The sequence below is a fragment of the Proteus vulgaris genome, assembly GCF_016239305.1.
GTDB lineage: Bacteria > Pseudomonadota > Gammaproteobacteria > Enterobacterales > Enterobacteriaceae > Proteus > Proteus vulgaris_C.
The window spans coordinates 16,893-35,409 of sequence record NZ_JAEHOQ010000011.1; the positions used below are offsets into that span (position 1 = coordinate 16,893).

At 38.8% G+C, this 18,517-nt stretch carries 14 protein-coding genes and 1 other RNA gene; 10 read left to right on the top strand and 5 right to left on the bottom strand.

The genetic code is table 11. The features are described from left to right. The first annotated feature begins 48 nt into the window (after nt 1–48). The 3 genes from JEP40_RS09650 to JEP40_RS09660 all read left to right on the top strand — a co-directional run bounded on the left by JEP40_RS09650 (nt 49) and on the right by JEP40_RS09660 (nt 7,357). Entirely contained in the window at nt 49–2,796 is a 2,748-nt protein-coding gene (locus JEP40_RS09650) for a TonB-dependent receptor (protein WP_198623392.1), read from the top strand. 63 nt (nt 2,797–2,859) lie between these two features. Next, entirely contained in the window at nt 2,860–4,569 is a 1,710-nt protein-coding gene (locus JEP40_RS09655; RefSeq protein ID WP_198623393.1) for an ABC transporter ATP-binding protein/permease, read from the top strand. Further along, nucleotides 4,559–7,357: a M16 family metallopeptidase gene (locus tag JEP40_RS09660; RefSeq protein ID WP_198623394.1), complete on the top strand. Its 2,799-nt coding sequence runs from the start codon at nt 4,559–4,561 to the stop codon at nt 7,355–7,357. The genes JEP40_RS09655 and JEP40_RS09660 overlap by 11 nt, the downstream gene beginning before the upstream one ends. A 152-nt stretch (nt 7,358–7,509) precedes the next feature. Here the strand turns inward: JEP40_RS09660 and JEP40_RS09665 are convergent, their stop codons facing one another. Then, the gene (locus tag JEP40_RS09665; RefSeq protein ID WP_198623395.1) at nt 7,510–7,926 is read right to left on the bottom strand and encodes a DoxX family protein; all 417 of its coding nucleotides are present in this window, start codon (nt 7,924–7,926) and stop codon (nt 7,510–7,512) included. 269 nt (nt 7,927–8,195) lie between these two features. On the opposite strand from JEP40_RS09665, the gene JEP40_RS09670 reads away from it, so the two are divergent. Next, nucleotides 8,196–10,214, top strand: coding sequence for an FAD-dependent oxidoreductase (locus tag JEP40_RS09670; RefSeq protein WP_198623396.1), 2,019 nt, complete (start codon nt 8,196–8,198; stop codon nt 10,212–10,214). Nucleotides 10,215–10,332: 118 nt separating this feature from the next. Here JEP40_RS09670 and sstT read toward each other — a convergent pair whose 3' ends face one another. After that, nucleotides 10,333–11,586: a serine/threonine transporter SstT gene (gene sstT / locus JEP40_RS09675; protein WP_198623397.1), complete on the bottom strand. Its 1,254-nt coding sequence runs from the start codon at nt 11,584–11,586 to the stop codon at nt 10,333–10,335. 734 nt (nt 11,587–12,320) lie between these two features. Here sstT and JEP40_RS09680 point away from each other — a divergent pair. From JEP40_RS09680 to JEP40_RS09700, 5 genes are all read left to right on the top strand, one after another. Then, nucleotides 12,321–12,983 carry a DedA family protein gene (locus JEP40_RS09680; protein ID WP_198623398.1) on the top strand — a complete coding sequence of 221 codons (663 nt, stop codon included), beginning with the start codon at nt 12,321–12,323 and terminating at the stop codon, nt 12,981–12,983. 244 nt (nt 12,984–13,227) lie between these two features. Continuing rightward, the gene (locus JEP40_RS09685; protein ID WP_198623399.1) at nt 13,228–13,533 is read left to right on the top strand and encodes a DUF883 family protein; all 306 of its coding nucleotides are present in this window, start codon (nt 13,228–13,230) and stop codon (nt 13,531–13,533) included. A gap of 6 nt (nt 13,534–13,539) precedes the next feature. Next, nucleotides 13,540–13,950 (top strand): phage holin family protein, encoded by a 411-nt coding sequence (locus JEP40_RS09690; RefSeq protein WP_198623400.1) that lies wholly within the window; start codon nt 13,540–13,542, stop codon nt 13,948–13,950. Then, the gene (locus JEP40_RS09695) at nt 13,931–14,236 is read left to right on the top strand and encodes a YqjK-like family protein (RefSeq protein WP_232799232.1); all 306 of its coding nucleotides are present in this window, start codon (nt 13,931–13,933) and stop codon (nt 14,234–14,236) included. Before JEP40_RS09690 ends, JEP40_RS09695 begins: the two co-directional genes overlap by 20 nt. Before the next feature lie 184 nt (nt 14,237–14,420). Beyond that, nucleotides 14,421–14,813, top strand: a complete 393-nt coding sequence (locus JEP40_RS09700; RefSeq protein WP_198623401.1) for a DoxX family protein — start codon at nt 14,421–14,423, stop codon at nt 14,811–14,813. A 559-nt stretch (nt 14,814–15,372) separates the two neighbouring features. On the opposite strand, the gene JEP40_RS09705 is transcribed toward JEP40_RS09700, so the two are convergent. Continuing rightward, nucleotides 15,373–16,275 (bottom strand): LysR family transcriptional regulator, encoded by a 903-nt coding sequence (locus JEP40_RS09705; RefSeq protein WP_006535295.1) that lies wholly within the window; start codon nt 16,273–16,275, stop codon nt 15,373–15,375. A gap of 113 nt (nt 16,276–16,388) precedes the next feature. On the opposite strand from JEP40_RS09705, the gene JEP40_RS09710 reads away from it, so the two are divergent. Next, on the top strand, nt 16,389–17,093 hold the full coding sequence (locus JEP40_RS09710; protein WP_198623402.1) for a pirin family protein: 705 nt from the start codon (nt 16,389–16,391) through the stop codon (nt 17,091–17,093). A gap of 68 nt (nt 17,094–17,161) precedes the next feature. Here the strand turns inward: JEP40_RS09710 and rnpB are convergent. Together rnpB and rsmI are read right to left on the bottom strand one after the other, a co-directional pair. Continuing rightward, an RNA gene (gene rnpB, locus JEP40_RS09715) (RNase P RNA component class A) lies at nt 17,162–17,537 on the bottom strand. Between the two features lie 60 nt (nt 17,538–17,597). Further along, a complete protein-coding gene (gene rsmI / locus JEP40_RS09720; RefSeq protein WP_198623403.1) occupies nt 17,598–18,476 on the bottom strand; it encodes a 16S rRNA (cytidine(1402)-2'-O)-methyltransferase in 879 nt (292 codons plus the stop codon). Between the last annotated feature and the right edge of the window lie 41 nt (nt 18,477–18,517).

Genomic DNA, 18,517 nt, shown 5'->3' on the forward strand with positions numbered 1-18,517 from the left:
TCTTCCCTAGTAACAACAATTATTAAGTTAGTGAATGGGATTGGTGAAATGAAAATGAATAACAAAAAAAGGACCCTTAAGAGGTCTCTGCTAGCGTTGCTAATAAGTACGACTATTGTCGCACCTTGCGCTTATGCATCTACCGTTTCTGTGGCTTTACCAGAACAGTCTTTAGCTGATTCATTAAGTGCCATAGCAAAACAAGGGCAAGTCCAAATTTTATTTGATGCAAATTCAGTTAAAAACCTACGTGCTCCAGCACTTTCAGGTCAATTTGAAACTCAAACTGCATTACAAAAAGTATTAATTGGTAGTGGGTTAGAAATTATTCCGCAAGGAAGTGGATTTGTTATTCGTCCTCTCGCAACGACTAACGCGATTGTTATTCCTGAAGTTAAAGTCACGGGTGTAGGTAGCAGTTATCACCCTGCTACCGATGTTGTTTCCGCTCCGCAATACATCACAGCAGAAGAGATAAAACAGCGTAATACTGGTGATGGAAACGTAACTGATTTACTAAAAAGTAACCCTGCAGTTCAATTTTCCAATAATGACAGCACGTCAATGAATCAGGGGGAAATTAAACCCTCACGTATTTCTATTCATGGCTCTAGCAGTTATCAAAACTCCTATAAACTTGATGGTGTCAGCTTTAATAATGACTTTGACCCAGCAAACTCAGGTAATGGTGAAACCAACACCCGTGTTAGCAGTGACGAGCAAGGTATGTATCTTGATAGCCGCTTAATTGATAGCGTGGCGGTTTACGATAATAATATTCCTGTTGAATTTGGTGGCTTTACTGGCGGGACTGTCGAAGTACAAAGCCGTCGCTGGTCAGGCGAAACTCATGCCAATGCCTATTACCGCACAACGCGCTCAAGCTGGAACAATATTTTTACTGATCCAAAGCTTAATTTTGATACAGCAAATAATGATTTTAGTAACCCGGCTCGTTTCCAGAAAAAATACGATAAACAAAACTTTGGTGGTTGGTTTGAAACGAGTCTAACTGACAATACAGGGCTAATTTTCTCTGCATCACGTCGTGAATCAACCATTCCGATGATGATTAGTGCAGAGGGCGGAATTATCCTTACGCCAGATGGACAGTTAGAACAAGTTGAGCAAACACCGCATTATCGTGATCAAACCCGTACCTCCGATAACTATTTTATTAAATACTCTTGGGATATTTCAGAAAAACAAACCTTTGATTTATCAACAAATATCGCTAGATACAAAAGTTATTTATTCTCTGGTTCGGTTTACAACTCAGGTTATGATAATGAACATAATGGCTTAAGTTTTACCGCACTTTATAAACATCAACTTGATCTTGGTTCATTAGAATTAACTGCTGGTTATCAAAACCTTGAAGATAAACGTTCTAATGATCAAGACTACTTCGTTACTATTAAAGACTACACCGATTGGCAAAATCCACAGCAGATAAGCAGTGGTGGTCAAGGTGATTTGAAGAGCAAACAAGAAACTTATAACGCCAAAAGTATTATGCGTTTTAACCCTGTTGAATGGGGCTCAGTCAGCCATCAGCCAACAACTGGGTTTGAAATTAGCCGTACCAAAGGTTCCTATGTTCGAGACAAAACCTATTACAACCACACCTATACTGGCTCTACATGGGATGATCAGTGGATGGGTTCATTACAACAAACAACTCGTTTCTTAGCGGGTACACATGATGCTTCATATACCAACTATGCAATTTATATTGATGATAATATCCAATATAAACGCCTGACATTACGTCCAGGCATACGTTTAGATCGTGATGATTTTGTTCAAGAAAATAATATCTCTCCACGTTTAAGCGGAACTTATGATATTTGGGGCACTGGTAATACCTTAATTATTGGTGGTGTAAACCGTTACTATGGTCGCTCCATGCTGACTTATGCACTTTATGGTGCACAGAATGCAGGCTTACAGCATTGCTACTACTCTTGTGATAACGATAATCCAAATGATTGGGAAAACCGTACCGACTTTGAAGGTGTTGATTCACTTAAAACCCCTTATAACGATGAGTTCACCTTAGGCTTGCAACAAGAAATCGCCTCAACGACATGGCGTTTACAATACGTTCATCGTAACGGTCGCGATGAAGTCCGTAGTGATACCAAATATCCTGACGACAAAGATAAAATAAGAATTCGCCATTTTAATAATAATGGACGCAGTACTCACGACACCTTAACGCTTTCTGTGAGAAACAGTCAGCCTTGGGAATTAGCACAAGCCGATCATGTTTTTAATGCTTCTATTAGCTGGCAAAAAAGCAAAACAAATACGCCTAAAGACTCTGGTTATGCCAACTTCGATCCTAGTTCACAAGGGATGAACTATGACAAAGTATGGTATGACGGAAAAATCATCAATGCTAAAGACTTACCTTCTGGCAATTTTAACTCACCATTAAAAGTCACCGCTGAACTTACCAGTGTTTGGGATGATTTGGATTTGACTTGGTATAACCGTCTTCAATGGAATGGCGCTCGTTCACAAGCAGAGAAAGCCAATAATGGCTCCCCAAGACCAAGTGAATATGGCCCATTATTCGAATACAAAAAACGTAATTACAGCAGTCGTTTTTCTTGGGATACCAAATTGGGTTGGAAACCTGAATTCGCTTATGGCGTAGGTATCTCTGTTGAAGTGAATAACGTCCTTAACACTAAAAATGTGACTGACTACTTCACTTACCAAGATAAAGATTACAAATCGTATGAACCAGGTCGTCAGTTCTGGTTACAAGTCAGCTACGACTATTAATAAATTGACGAAGTTAATGTGAGCAACCAAGTCGATACACAATAAAAATATGACCAATAAGCAATGAAAACAATAAAACAATTTTTCTATTTAGTTTCACCTTTTTGGGGGCGGCGTGCCGCCCTTTACTGCTGGTTTCTATTGATTGTCTCTTTGACCTTAACCCTGTCGTCTGTTTGGTTTAATGTCAAAATGAATGAATGGAATGGCGGTTTTTATAACGCATTACAACAACTTGATGGACAAGCGCTCTACAAGCTTCTTCAACAATTTGTCATTATTATTGCAGGATTAATTACTGTCGTGGTAATGGGCGATTTCTTACGCCAAAAAATGGTTATTCGATGGCGAGAAGGTATGACTGAACAAGTGCTCGATCGCTGGTTATCAAAAAACAGTAAACACTATATGTTAAGACTGACTTCTCAAGAGCCTGATAACCCAGATCAGCGTATTGCAGAAGATATTCGTTTACTGATCGAATCAACAATGCGTTTAACCGTCACATTCTTACATTCGTTACTCACCCTTATTTCTTTTGCTACCATTCTTTGGTCATTGTCTGGTGCAATTTCTTTCACATTAGGGGGGAGTGAGTGGACAATTCCGGGGTATATGTTCTGGGCTTGTATTATCTATACCATTATCGGGATCACCATTACGCAGTTTATTGGCTCACCCTTGCGTAAAATTAATATGGATAAGCAACGTAAAGAAGCTGATTACCGTACTGCGCTTATCACCCGTAAACAACATGGCGATGCGATTGCGGGTCAGCGTGGTGAAATGAGTGATCGCAATGAATTAATGGGGCGCTTTTTAGGCGTTATCCGTAACTGGAACAACCTCATTCGCTACGAAAGAAATCTTGCATTCTTCACTGTCGGCTATCAACAAGCCACTGCGATGGCACCGATTATTTTTGCCTTACCTAAATTCCTTGCTGGCGAATTAATGCTAGGGGGATTAATGCAATTAAGACAAGCATTCTCTAGTGTTGCAGGTGCATTAAGCTGGTTTATTTTCTCTTATAAAGAAATTGCCGCATGGCAAGCAACGGTGACTCGTCTTTATAACTTCGTGGTACTTTTAGAGCATGATCATGAGCCAGAAGTCGCAGATTTAAATGATAAACAGATTAAATTGAAGGCTAATCTTTCTCTATTTATGCAAGATGACAGCCTGTTGATCCAAGATATTAACTTCTCTGTAAAAGCAGGTGAGTTAACCGTTATTGAAGGTTGCTCTGGGTTAGGTAAATCAACACTGCTTAGAGCATTAAGTGGGCATTGGCCTTATTTCAAAGGGGAAATTCAACGTTCACCAAATGTGTGTTGGATCCCACAGCGTATGTATCTGCCTTTTGCTCGTTTAGACAGTTTGCTCGCTTATCCTTGTCAGCCTAATCAATTCTCCGCTAAAGAGTATGAAGAAGCACTTCATTTGGTGGGCTTAGACAAAATAAAAAATCAACTTTCACTTGAAACGGATTGGACAACACGCTTATCAGGCGGTGAGCAACAACGTCTTATTTTTGCTCGTTTATTGCTCAATAAACCTGATCTTATTTTATTAGATGAAACCACCTCTGCACTTGATGAACAAAATGCATTGAACATGTTGCAGTTGCTAAAACAACATCTACCAACCACAGGTATTGCCTTAGTGAGCCACCAGCGTTTTACACATGTGATTGCAGATAATGTGATTTCACTCAAAGCCCCTACCGTGTCCTCCTCTCAACCTGCTGGAGTTACCGAATATGTATCGTAAATTACTGATTGTTTCAGTCAGTCTTTCCCTTTTAGGGTGTGCGACAAGCACCCCTAATCAAAATGACAAAAGTACGCTATTGCTACGCCCTGATGTTCGCCATTTTACCCTAGACAATGGTTTAGACGTCTACTTACTGCAACGCTCACAAACGGGTGTTGAAATGCGTCTTCTGGTAAAAAGTGGCTCTGTTCAAGAAGATGAAAAACAGCTCGGTTTTTCACACTTTACTGAACATATGGCATTTAAAGGTACAACTCATTTTCCGGGTACAACGGGCTTTAAACAACTTGAAAGTCTAGGTATGAAATTAGGTAGTCATGTTAATGCCGCGACAAGCTTAAATGCGACGACCTATAAACTGTCATTACCGAATGCAAATCCGATCCAAATTAAAACAGGCTTAAAGATCTTATCAGACTGGGCATTTGAAATGACATTTGACCCTATTGAGTTTGATAAAGAGCGCCCTGTTATTGTTGAAGAGTGGCGTTTACGCCAAGGTATCGGTTTTCGTATTAACCGCCAGTTAGAAGAATTGCGTTATTACGGTAGTCGTTATTTAGATCGTGATCCTATTGGTGATTTAGAAATCGTTAAGCACGGTGATGTCAAAGAGGCCAAACGCTATTATGATACTTGGTATCAACCAGAAAGAATGGCATTAGTGCTGGTTGGTAACTTTAATCAAGGCGATGCTATTGCCGATATTAAGCAGCTATTTAACGCTAAAAATAGCGAGAATAAAGGGATTGATAACCCTTCTTGGCACAATTTTATCGATCATAAAGATCTACTGGTTAAAACGATTTTCGACAAAGAGCAAGGTTCACGTATTTTACAGTTCACCTTGCAACGTACTTTGTCAGCACCTTTAAACAGTCGCCAAGGCCAATATGAAGATTTAATGGATTCATTATGGCTATCGATTTTAAATCAACGTTTCTCAACTATCGTTGATAATGGCTTAATAGCTTCCATTAGCGCTAATGCCCAAGGCGCAATGCTAGACTCTCGTCGTTCACAACAATTGATGATTGCGCACCCTAAAGGCAATGACTATCAAGGTGCATTAGATATCTTATTTACAGAAGTTCAACGCCTAGCCTCTGTTCCAGTGACTCAAGAAGAGTTAGATAATGCCCGTAACGCAATGCTAAAACGCCTAAGCCAACAAGCCGCGGGTGAAGAGCGTTATGAGCACGATTATTTAGCCAACCAAATCACAACGGCAATTGAATTGGATATGCCAATTCAAACTAAAAAACAGGCGCTAAATTTAAGCTATCAATTAATCAATAAAGTGACCCCTGAAACATTGTCAGCTTATTTTGCTCAATATCTAAAACAGTCATCACCACGAGTTGCTGTGATTGGCCCTGATAATGATGCTAATTTGTTTAATTCAACGAAAGCTACACAACGCTGGCAAGAAATTAGACAATCAAATCCAGGCGCATTTACCCTAAAAACTCAAGCTGTTGTATTAGATATTAAACCTGAACTTACAGGTTCAATTGTTTCAACGCAATCACTGCCTATTGAAAAAACGCAACAGTGGACTCTGAGCAATAACGTGAAAGTGATTGTGAAAAATGACAGTTATCTCAAAGATAATATTCAAATTTCACTGCGTATTCCGGGCGGTTCATCGCTTGAAACTAATCAAAGCTTAGGTATGGTGCAATGGGCACTGAAATTACCTGAAGTAAGTGGATATGGCCATTACAATGCGCGTGAATTAGCGCTATTTACCAAGCAACACCAAATTAGTTTGCGTCCTTACAGTGAACTGTTATTCCATGGTTTCCGTGGCGAAGCGCCAATTGATGAACTCGAAACCTTGCTAACCTTAATGCATCTAAAAATTACTTCTCCACAGTTTAATGGTGAGAAGTTAGAGCAACAGAAGCAAGCCATGGCATTAGGTATTTCAAAAACACCCGTTGAACGCACGTTTTTAGATAATATCAATAAAGAAAGTTACCAAAATGGTGAACGCCTTGTAGTTTCGCCTGAGGGTACTTGGAAGCAATTTACAGCTCAACAATTACAGCAAACAAACCAAATGATTTTAGGACAACCTGCTGATATGACATTAGTTATCAGTGGTCCTGTCAATATTAATCAGGTAAAACCTCTGATTGAGCGCTGGATTGCAAGCCTCCCAACACGCTCTGAACAGCGTCTATTCTGGGCAGATCCTGCCATTAATCCAAAGCTGACTTCATTTAGCAAAACATACCCTCTCGCAAGCAGTGATAAGAGTATGGTAAGTATTCAATATGCAGCGCCAGCTCAATGGTCACAACAACAAGTACTTGCGCTGAATTTGCTGGATACGGTGATCAGCCAGCGTTTAAGACTCAACCTACGTGAAAAAGCAGGTGGAATTTATTCACTTGGGTTCTCTGAAATGTTAACGAAAATGCCTACCAGCTACTATACGGGCCGTTTAAACTTTACGGCATCACCTGAACGTGCAGATGAATTAATCGCTCTTGCTCGTAGAGTCGTGAATGAAGTTAAGCAATCAGGTATTACAGAGAAAGAGTTACAAGAGGCTAAAAATATCTGGCTAACTGAAAATTCACAGGTAAATGACAGTGCAAGTTATTGGACAGAAGCCCTTGCACAAGTTGCAACTGATGACCAGCAATATCAGCGCTTACTCACTGATCCTGCCATTATAAAAACATTAAGTGTTAACGATATAAATCAAGTAGCCCGCCAATGGTTAGGTGAAAATGAAAAGATCTTTAAGTTAACTCCAGCAACTCAAAAATAAAAACGACTTAGGTTTAAAACGATAAGCCATAAAGTTCGCCTAAAATAAAACGCCCAGCTCTAGTGTAAATACATTTAGAAACCTGGGCGTTTGTTCATCAATTTTAATCAAGCCACATAAATTAAGTTCAAATTTATTGACTATTAAATTTATTAATCTTTTTTAACAGCAAAACGACCACTACCTAAAAACATCACAGCAATCGCAGCAAATAGGTAAAAGCCCGCACTTTCTGGTGCCCATCCCCCTGTTTTAGGGTTTAATGCAAATAGATCACCAGAGTGAACCATCAAGACAGCAACAAACATTGTCCCCGCTAGAACAAGTGCTGATGCACGAGTAAATAGACCAATAATCAGCATGATAGGGGCAACTACTTCCCCAATTACTGTACCGTAGGCAATAAAGGCTGGTAGATTAAAATTGGCTAACATGCCCTGAATACCAGCTAATCCGCCCGGTTCCATTTTATGAAGTCCATGTAATAACATTAAAACTCCAAGAGAAACACGTAATACCAATTTACCCAAATCAGAACAGTCAACAAGTTGATTAAATTTATTAATCATAACGTCTCCAAATTCAAAATAGTGATGTGTGTTTTTAATACGTATTAATAGGTACACTACATTATATGATGAAATATTATGAATGAGTGTGATTTTTATTATCACTATTTGTTCTCATTAAGTAATCACTTAGATTATTATTGCTTTATAACGTGCTATTCACCTTTTCCATGATTAAGATCACAACTTATTAACATAATGAACTCTTAATCACTCACTTCTCGTTATGCTATAGCTATCTCATCTGACCAGTCTAAAAAGGGTATCTGATGGCACATTATTCTCATCTATTTTCTCCCCTTGATTTAGGGTTTACTGTACTGAAAAACCGAATGTTAATGGGCTCTATGCATACTGGTCTTGAAGAAGATCCTAAAGATGCTCCAAAACTTGCACAATTTTATGCCCAAAGAGCTGCTGCAGGCGTCGCACTTATTGTCACAGGAGGGATATCACCTAATAAGCAAGGTGTATTATTGCCACACGCCGCAACATTAATGTCAGGATCCCAGCTTGCACCGCATCAATTAGTTACTGATGCCGTTCATCAGCAAGGAGGTAAAATTGCTTTGCAGATCTTGCATACAGGTCGTTATAGTTACCAACCTAACTTAGTAGCCCCTTCTGCTATTCAATCGCCAATAACTCCTTTCATGCCGACAGAAATGAGTCATGAACAAATCGAACAAACTATCAATGACTACATTCGCTGTGCTCAATTAGCTCAAAAAGCGGGCTATGATGGTGTTGAGATCATGGGCTCTGAAGGTTATTTAATTAATCAGTTTTTAGTTAGCCATACGAATCAGCGAGACGATCAATGGGGTGGTAATATTGAAAATCGTTGTCGCTTCGCTTTACGTATTCTTGATGGAATAAGAAAAGCAGTCGGTGAGCAGTTTATTATTATTTATCGTCTTTCTATGCTGGATTTAATTAAGAATGGTTCAGATGCATCAGAGGTGGTTTATCTTGCCAAAGCTGTTGAGAAAGCGGGCGCTACAATGATCAATACAGGGATTGGCTGGCATGAGGCCCGAATTCCAACGATAGCCACCATGGTCCCAAGAGGCCAATTTGCGAATGTAACACGCGAATTAATGGGCAAAGTGAATATTCCTCTTATTACATCAAACCGCATTAACACACCACAAACCGCAGAAGCTATTTTAGCGGAAGGCTGTGCCGACATGGTTTCAATGGCGCGTCCTTTTCTTGCTGATCCTGAATTTGTTCTAAAAACACAGCTAGGGCGTGAAGATGAAATCAATACTTGCATTGCTTGCAATCAGGCGTGTCTTGATGAAATATTTTCAGGGCAAACAGCCTCTTGCTTAGTTAATCCGTTTGCTTGTCGAGAAACTGAACTTTTAGTTATCCCAACCCAACGGCCCAAAAAGCTGGCTGTTGTCGGCGCAGGGCCAGCGGGATTATCTTTTGCTATAACAGCCGCTAAACGAGGTCACCATGTAACACTCTTTGAAAAAGAAGATGTTATTGGTGGGCAGTTGAACATTGCTAGTCAAATTCCTGGAAAAGAAGAGTTTAAGGAAACCTTGCGCTACTTTAAGCGACAGCTACAACTCACTGGTGTGATTGTTAAAAATAATACCGAAGCCACTCCTCATCATCTTGAACACTTTGATGAGATTGTTTTAGCCAGCGGTGTAACACCGCACCTTCCTGATATAGAAGGCCGAGAGAATATAATTGTTAAAACTTATTTGGATGTTTTAAAGCACCATCAACCTGTAGGTAAAAGCGTCGTAATTATTGGTAGTGGAGGTATTGGCTTTGATACTGGCCTCTATCTTACACAAAAAGGGCAATGTAGTAGTCTAAGCCCCTGCGCTTTTAACAAAGAATGGGGTATTGATCCGACACTTTCATATCGTGGTGGTATAAAACCAGAAAATCACTTAAAAGATGATAATAAACATATTGTTATGACTCAACGTAAAGCCGGAAAAATAGGATTGAATTTAGGTAAAACGACAGGTTGGATACATCGGCTAACATTAGAGAAAAAAGGCGTTAAATTCTTAACACATTGCCATTATCAAAAAATTACGCCAGAAGGTCTTGTTATTGAACAAGATGGAAAACAACAACTTCTTGTGGCTGATAATATTATATTATGTACAGGGCAGCGCGCTTATCATCCTTTGCTTGCTTCTTTAGAAAATAGCCATACAAAAGTCCATCTTATTGGCGGTGCTAAAGATGCCAGCGCATTAGATGCAAAACGCGCTATTAGGCAAGGAACAGAATTAGCACTCGATATTTAATCTTTTTTCAGTGCTTAAGTTATAAGTAAAAAGAAACCCCACATAAAAATGTGGGGTTCTATTTTTTTATTATTGATTATTATTTTTACAGCTCTTCCTGTCTTACTACTTACCTTTTTTACCCATTATTTTTTTCAGTTAATGGATTATCTGAAATACGATTATCTTCTGCGATACAGACTGTTGCAGTAAAGAGAACATCTGTTGATGAATTCAGTGCGGTTTCAGCTGAATCTTGTAATACACCAATCATCACACCCACGGCGACCACTTGCATAGCGATATCATTGCTAATACCAAACATGCTACAAGCCAGTGGAATTAACAGTAAAGATCCCCCTGCAACACCAGATGCACCACATGCACAAACTGCAGCAACAAGGCTTAATAATAGTGCTGTTGGCACATCAACAGGCATACCTAATGTATTTACTGCTGCTAATGTCAAAATCGTGATAGTAATTGCTGCACCACCCATATTGATGGTCGCACCTAATGGAATTGAAACAGAATAAGTGTCTTCATCTAAATTCATACGACGACACATTGCCATATTCACAGGAATGTTTGCTGCTGAGCTACGAGTAAAGAAAGCAGTTACACCACTTTCACGCAAACATGCCCATACTAATGGATATGGATTACTGCGGATTTTCCAAAATACTATCAGTGGATTCACAACCAAAGCAACAAACAGCATACAACCAATCAGTACAATCAGAACCTGCAAATAACCCGCTAAAACTTCAAAACCAGTTGTTGCGATAGTTGACGACACTAAACCAAAAATACCGATAGGGGCTAGACGAATTACAACACGTACCAAATTTGTTACTGCGTCCGCTAAATCTTGCGTTAAAGCTTTAGTGGTATCACTTGCATGGCGTAACGCTAAGCCTAACCCGATAGACCACGCTAAGATCCCCATGTAGTTACCATTGATAAGCGCATCAACAGGGTTTGCGACCACATTAATTAATACCCCTTTAAGCACTTCAGCGATATTTTCAGGTGGTGACAGTTGTGATTCATTAACAACTAGCGTTAAAACTGATGGGAACATAAAGCTTGCAACAACGGCAGTTAATGCAGCGAAGAACGTGGCTAACAGATATAAAATTAACACAGGGCGAATATTTGATTTTTGCCCTTGGCGGTGATTAGCAATCGAAGCCATTACCAGCACCCATACTAATACTGGCGCAACAGCTTTTAGAGCACTAATAAATAGAGTACCTAATAAACTCATCATCTTGGCAACTTCTGGTGCTAACCAAGCGAGTAAGATCCCTGCAACTAAACCAACGAGTATTTGTTTGACGAGACTTCCCTTAAAGAACAGGCTGAAGACTCTGGATTGTTGTTTATCCATAGCTATTCCATTACTTAAAATAATATTTAAAAAAGGCATTTTTGAGTGTTTGCAATGCCAGTATAAGGAATTGAATCGTGCTGAAAAGCTGATTATGCAAAATATACAGCATTAACCGTTATTGTTAACAAATAAATAACATATCTGTGATCATAATAGGGTTTTGTTCTTTTTAGTATACCAATTAGAAATGAAAGAAATTATTGTTATCAGTGAGTTATACTTAGTCGTATTACTTGTTTTTTATTTTCCCTCTCTTATTTTTTATTCTTTTAATCAATCGAACGTTTTTTTTCTTAACATAATCACTAACAATTAATCATGCTACCCACTTATAACTGTATAAATAATATACAAAAAATGATGGTGGTATAAATAAGATAACCTTTTATTTTCTTTCAAAAGTTATTAAAAATTTATCTTTCTTGATTAAAACAAAATGTGATATTTCTCTTCTTAGCATTCTAGCTCTTAAGGTTTTCTTTTGAAAAATTTCCTATTCTGAACTCGAAAAGAGATTAGATGTCTATTTTTCAAGATCCCATATCTATGGGTAAGTTATGTCGTAATAGAGTTAAAAAATTTTCTGTCTAGTTTTTCCTGATTTTGTTAGAGTGTTGCTGTTTTAAACAATGAAAAATAGACCCTATGAAGTGAAAAACGGGTAAATGGATTACAACACTTATTGAATTTACATTTACCCCCAAATGACTCAGTTTTAGGAAGCCTTTTATATGGAAATCGTAAGAGAGCTCTTCTTGGCGCTATGGCATCAAGATTACGAAACCTTAGCTAATCCCTCATTAATATGGATTATCTACATTTTATTATTCACCATACTATTCCTAGAAAACGGAGTATTACCCGCAGCTTTCTTACCAGGAGATAGCTTATTAATTTTAGTGGGTGTGTTAATTGCTAAAGATACAATGGACTTTCCATTGACCTTACTTATTTTAACCGCAGGTGCGAGCCTAGGCTGTTGGTTAGGCTATCTTCAAGGACGATGGCTTGGTAATACAAAATTAGTGCGTAGTTGGCTGTCGCATCTACCAGAACATTATCATCAGCGCGCACATGGGCTTTTTCATCGTCATGGCTTAGCCGCATTACTTATTGGTCGCTTTTTAGCGTTCGTCAGAACATTGTTGCCAACCATTGCAGGCCTTGCAGGACTGAATAATACCCGCTTTCAAATTTTCAATTGGCTAAGTGGTCTTTTATGGGTCGGTATACTGACCACATTGGGTTATATATTAGGTAATAGCCCACTGTTTCGTCAGTATGAACACCATTTAATGAATATTCTTATGCTATTACCTGTTTGCTTATTAGTGATCGGTTTAATTGGTAGCATCTGGGTGGTTATTAAAAAGAAAAGAAAAGCCAAAGTTTAATACGAATTAAATATTATCAAGATATTCCGACGGTAATTACACAGCAAAAAATAATAAAGGCCTGTTTCATCTTATTGAGCAGGTCTTTTTTCAGAATACACGCTTCTAAGCCCTTTTTAATTCTCCCATTCAATTAAGATTTATCTCTTTTTTTCACTTTTAAGTCGATATTTAATTTTATTAAGCTGTAAAATTAGTCTATTGTTATAAGTATGACGTTCTATTTCTATTAAAGGAGTTACTTATGTCTCATCAACGTTCAAATGAAGATCTGCGCGGTGAATTAAAATCTCTTGCTGATACTCTAGAAGAAGTACTCAACTCCTCTGCAGATAAATCCAAAGAAGAAATCCAAAGTCTACGAGCTAAAGCAGAATCTGCAATAAAAGGTTCTCGCGCAAAATTAAGCGATGCAAGTCGAGAAATTGTCGATAACACCAAAGAAATCGCAGGAAAAGCAGATAACTATGTTCGTGAAAACCCATGGACTGGTATAGGTATTGGTGCTGCTGTCGGTGTCGTTCTTGGTGTTCTACTCGCCAAGCGATAATCGATAATGAGTGATACTCAAAGACCACAGGGCCCCGCTTCAGGGGTTCTGAATTCTCTCAGTAGAATTGGTGCTATCGTTATAGGCATGGTTGAAACTCGCCTACAATTAATTGCCATTGAACTGGAAGAAGAAAAAACCACCTTGATCCAGCTTATTTTAATGGCTGGAATCACTTTATTACTTACCGCATTCGGTCTAATGAGCCTGCTTATATTACTATTTTGGGTTATTCCCCTAGAATACCGAATTTATGCTTTAGCGATTACAACAGCGGTTTTGCTTTTCTGTGCCCTCATTGGCGCCATCATGACATTAAAAAAAGCACGAAATTCCACCTTATTAGGCGATACTCGCCAACAGCTGGAATTAGATAAACGTCTTTTGGAGCAATATCATGATGAACAAACAAAATAAGCAGAGTGTCATCTCAAGACGTAAAAAGCTGTTGTTGAATAAAATTCAGCAACAGCGCTCTGATTTGGGGCAAAGTACACAAACTTGGCTTGATGCGACAGAGCCTTATGATAAAACATGGCGGATTTTAGTCTCTTTAAAACCAGCATTTTTAGTAGGCGCTAGTTTTATCTCTCTTTACAGTATTAAACACCCTAAAAAAATCATACGATTAGGACAACGCGCCATCGGTGCAATTGGCTTAATTCGAGCAATACAAAAGTCCTTCAAAAAAACCTCAGATTAAACATCAATTTTTTTGTCTAAGAATGTTAATTCTTCTTAATATCCTCTTTTTCAATTTCCCATTATTGTATATCTCACACCGTAGCCGTGGTTATTAATTCTGAAAATAGAAAGTTAACCAACGAAAATACAAATATAAACAGATATATATTGCAGATAATAGAGTTTAATTAGGAATAAACATTATGAAAAAATTTGAAGATATTGCGTTATTAATTGCCCGTATTTTAATGCCGATTTTATTTATCAGCGCAGGTTACGGAAAAATTGGTGGTTACGAAGGTACACAGCAATATATGCAAGCAATGGGCGTTCCCGGTTTCTTATTACCACTGACTATTTTATTAGAATTAGGTGGTGGATTAGCTATCTTATTTGGTTTCTTAACCCGTACAACAGCAATCTTTACCACGGTATTTACTCTCTTAACCGCATTACTGTTCCACAGTAATTTTGCTGAAGGCGCAAACCAATTAATGTTTATGAAAAATATGACAATTGCAGGCGGATATTTATTACTGGTTGTGACAGGCCCGGGTAAATGGAGCTTAGATCGTATTTTCAATAAAAACTGGTAATAACAAGTTTAAAAATAAAAAAGATCCTCTAGGGGATCTTTTTTGTTGATAAGATTTTTTAATTGCTCTGTTATCTCTTAAAATTACAACAGAAACTGAAAAAACGATTAATACAGTTGATGTTGTTCAAAAAATAAATGAAATGAGTCCTCATAATTTACAAGCAGACACAGTTGTATCCCCATGTGAAGATGATCATAGAGTGGTGCATCTAAGCCAACCAATTCTGTTGTAGGTTTTATTAATAGTGAGAGCCGTTAATCAGTATATTATTTAACCCAGAAAAAAGCACACCGTCTAAAACCTTGTACCATTAGGAGAGCAGGGAGAGCGTTATAATGAAGATTTACCTATGACTGAATTGAATTTTTTAGATACTGTAAAAGAAAAACAATATCCCTGTTGCGTTGGAAGGACATAAAGTGCAATTCAGTTGTTTAAAGGGTTGTGTCTTAGTGGCGGTAGAGTGATCCGTTTTTAATTAGGCGGAAACTTCCGCCTAATATTAGAGTCTATATTTTATCTATATCTAAAACATAAATATTATTAATGTAAAAAACTATTTTTTGTCATTCGCAAAGAGTTTAGGTATTTCACGTAGACACCACGATTTAGCTTCGCCCATGCTATCTCTGCGCCATGCCATAATAATATTGTTTTCATGATGATATTCAGGACCAACAACACGTAAACGCCCTTCTTTAATATCATCTTCAATTAAATCAATCGGCATTGTCGCCACACCTAAACCAGCAATTAACGCTCGACGCTTATCTTCAATAGAACTGACCGTTAAACGGCGCTGTTTATCCAATAATAATACGGTTAAAACTGGACGCTCTCTGGCTGTATCTGCAATTGCAATGCCCCGATATTTTAAGCGAGTTTCTTCTGCTAATGGTTCAGGTTCATTGTGAATTGGGTGATCTGGACTGGCAACGTAAACACTGGTGGTATTGTATAAAGGGCGAAAGTTGATTTCAGACGAAGTACGAAAATGCATATCGGGTGAAATCACAATATCACATTTACCACTTTCTAAACTTTCCCATGCCCCTGCTAATACTTCAGTGACTAACGAAAGTTGAGTATTTGATTTTTCAGCCAGTTTATCAACCAAAGGAAAGAGTCGAGATGCAGGGGTAAGCGCTTCACAAACAATAGTGATATGCGGCTCCCATCCCCTAGCTAAGGCTTCCGCATCTGACGTTAATTTGTCAGCAGCCTCAAGTAATATACGCCCTCTATCGAGTAGCATTCTACCAACATTGGTAAATTTAGTTCTATGACCAGAACGGTCAAAAAGGACAACATCTAAATCTTCTTCTAATTTTTGCATGGTATAACTGAGTGCCGATGGGACTCGATTTAGTTCATCAGCCGCAGCTGCAAAACTCCCTCTACGATCAATGGCATCCATGACTCGTAAAGATTCCAACGTAATTGCTTTGTCTTTACTCATTATACTTATCTCTATCAAATAATTTGATTATAGGCACCAGATTAACTTGCTAACAATAGACAGTCCATACCTCTATGATAAATATATTGATAATCTACTCGAAAAATACCGCCATGATAAAATACAGAACAGCACAACAGTGTGGTAAAGCGGATTATGGTTGGCTACAAGCTCGCTACACATTTTCCTTTGGCCACTATTTTGACCCTCATTTTTTAGACTATGGCACGCTAAGAGTGCTTAACCAAGAAGTGCTTGCCCCTAACTCAGAGTTTAAAGCAAAGACCTATCCTCATGTTGATGTGGTTAATCTTATTCTTCAAGGGGAAGCAACATACCTTGATAATATGGGGCGGACAGTCACAGCAAAAGAAAATGAGTGCTTACTTATTTCACCTCATAATACAGAAACCTATATTGAGAAAAATAGCAGTCCAGATACACCATTAACCCGTATTCAGTTGTGGCTAAATGCTTGTCCACAACAAGAAAGTTTAGCCTCACAAAAATTGATATTGGATGAAAATTTAAAATATCAATTATTAGCTTCACCTACCGGCGATGATGGTTCGTTAATGTTAAGACAAACCATTTGGCTTTATCATATTCATTTGCAAGCGGGTGATGAAATTACATTGCCAATAAAAGGACAGAAAGGCTTTTTGCAATCCATAAAAGGTGGCACCTATTTGCAAACGTCAACACAAGAAAATGGGCAAATCCAGTGTAGCGATGGCGCTTTTATTCAAGATAGCCACAGTATCACATTAAAAAGCTCAGCTGATTTTCGTGGCTTATTTATTGATATTATTTCGTAATGATACGTTTAGATTGGCCTAAAAAGTAGAAAACCCTCGACACACAATGTGAATCGAGGGTTTTTTATGAGGTGAGTTGACCGTTAAGCCGGGTTCTGTCGTGGACAACCATTCATCTAGGCCAGAACTTGCGCGCTGGCTCCAGCAACCTACCCGGGTTCAATGCGGGCCGCACCATAAGAACCCCTATTTGGTCTTGCTCCGGGTGGAGTTTACCATGCCACAAACTGTTACCAGTTGCGCGGTGCGCTCTTACCGCACCCTTTCACCCTTACCTGATCCTGTAAACAGGCCATCGGCGGTTTACTCTCTGCTGCACTTGTCGTAGGCTCGCGCCTCCCAGACGTTATCTGGCACCCTGCCCTGTGGAGCCCGGACTTTCCTCCCCTCTATCCGTCTCCCCCGAAGGGACAACGATAAAGCAGCGGTTGTCTAGTCAACTCAGGGTGCGGATTATAGGGATTCTGATAGAAAATGTATAGCAAAAGAAGCTAAAAAATCACTTTACTCGTCTTGAGCTTCACTATTTTGCTCAATAACGTGTTTGTAAAGTGCATTTTTCTTCACGCCATAAATCTCAGCCGTCACAGCTGCCGCTTTTTTCAGAGGTAACTCTTTTTGTAAGATTGCGAGTGTTCGTAATACTTCAGGAGAAAAATCATTATCAACGGGTTTTTCATAGCCTTCAACAATGAGAACCATCTCGCCTTTACGGCGGTTTTCATCTTCAAGTACCCATTTGAGTAATTCTCCCACTGGCATACCTTGAATAGTTTCCCATGTTTTTGTGAGCTCTCTCGCTAATACTACGTAGCGATCTTCACCCCAAACTGTCACCATATCAGCTAAACTATCTAACAACCGATGTGTTGACTCATAAAAAATCAATGTACGAGGTTCTTCTGACAACTCACGTAGGCAATCTTGACGACTTTTTGTTTTGGCTGGTAAAAAACCTTCATAACAAAAACGATCCGAAGGAAGCCCTGCAGCAGAAAGTGCCGTAATAGCAGCACAAGCACCAGGCAGTGGCACTACATTTATGCCATTTTTACGACATTGATTGACTAAATGATAGCCAGGATCATTAATTAATGGTGTACCTGCATCAGAGACTAATGCGATACTTAGTCCCTGTTGTAATTTGCTAATTAATTGATCAGCTTTTTGCTGTTCATTATGATCATGTAACGCATACAAACGTGCGTTAATGGCAAAGTGCTGTAATAGAAGCCCTGTATGACGGGTATCTTCTGCAGCAATTAAATCGACATGAGACAGCACATCAAGTGCCCGCTGGGTGATATCGCCCAGATTACCAATAGGTGTGGGTACTATGTACAGTGTGGATGTCGTTACCGCTGCTCGATTAGGTTGATTCATTGTTTATTCCGAATGACCGATTTAAAATTGAGCATAATTAT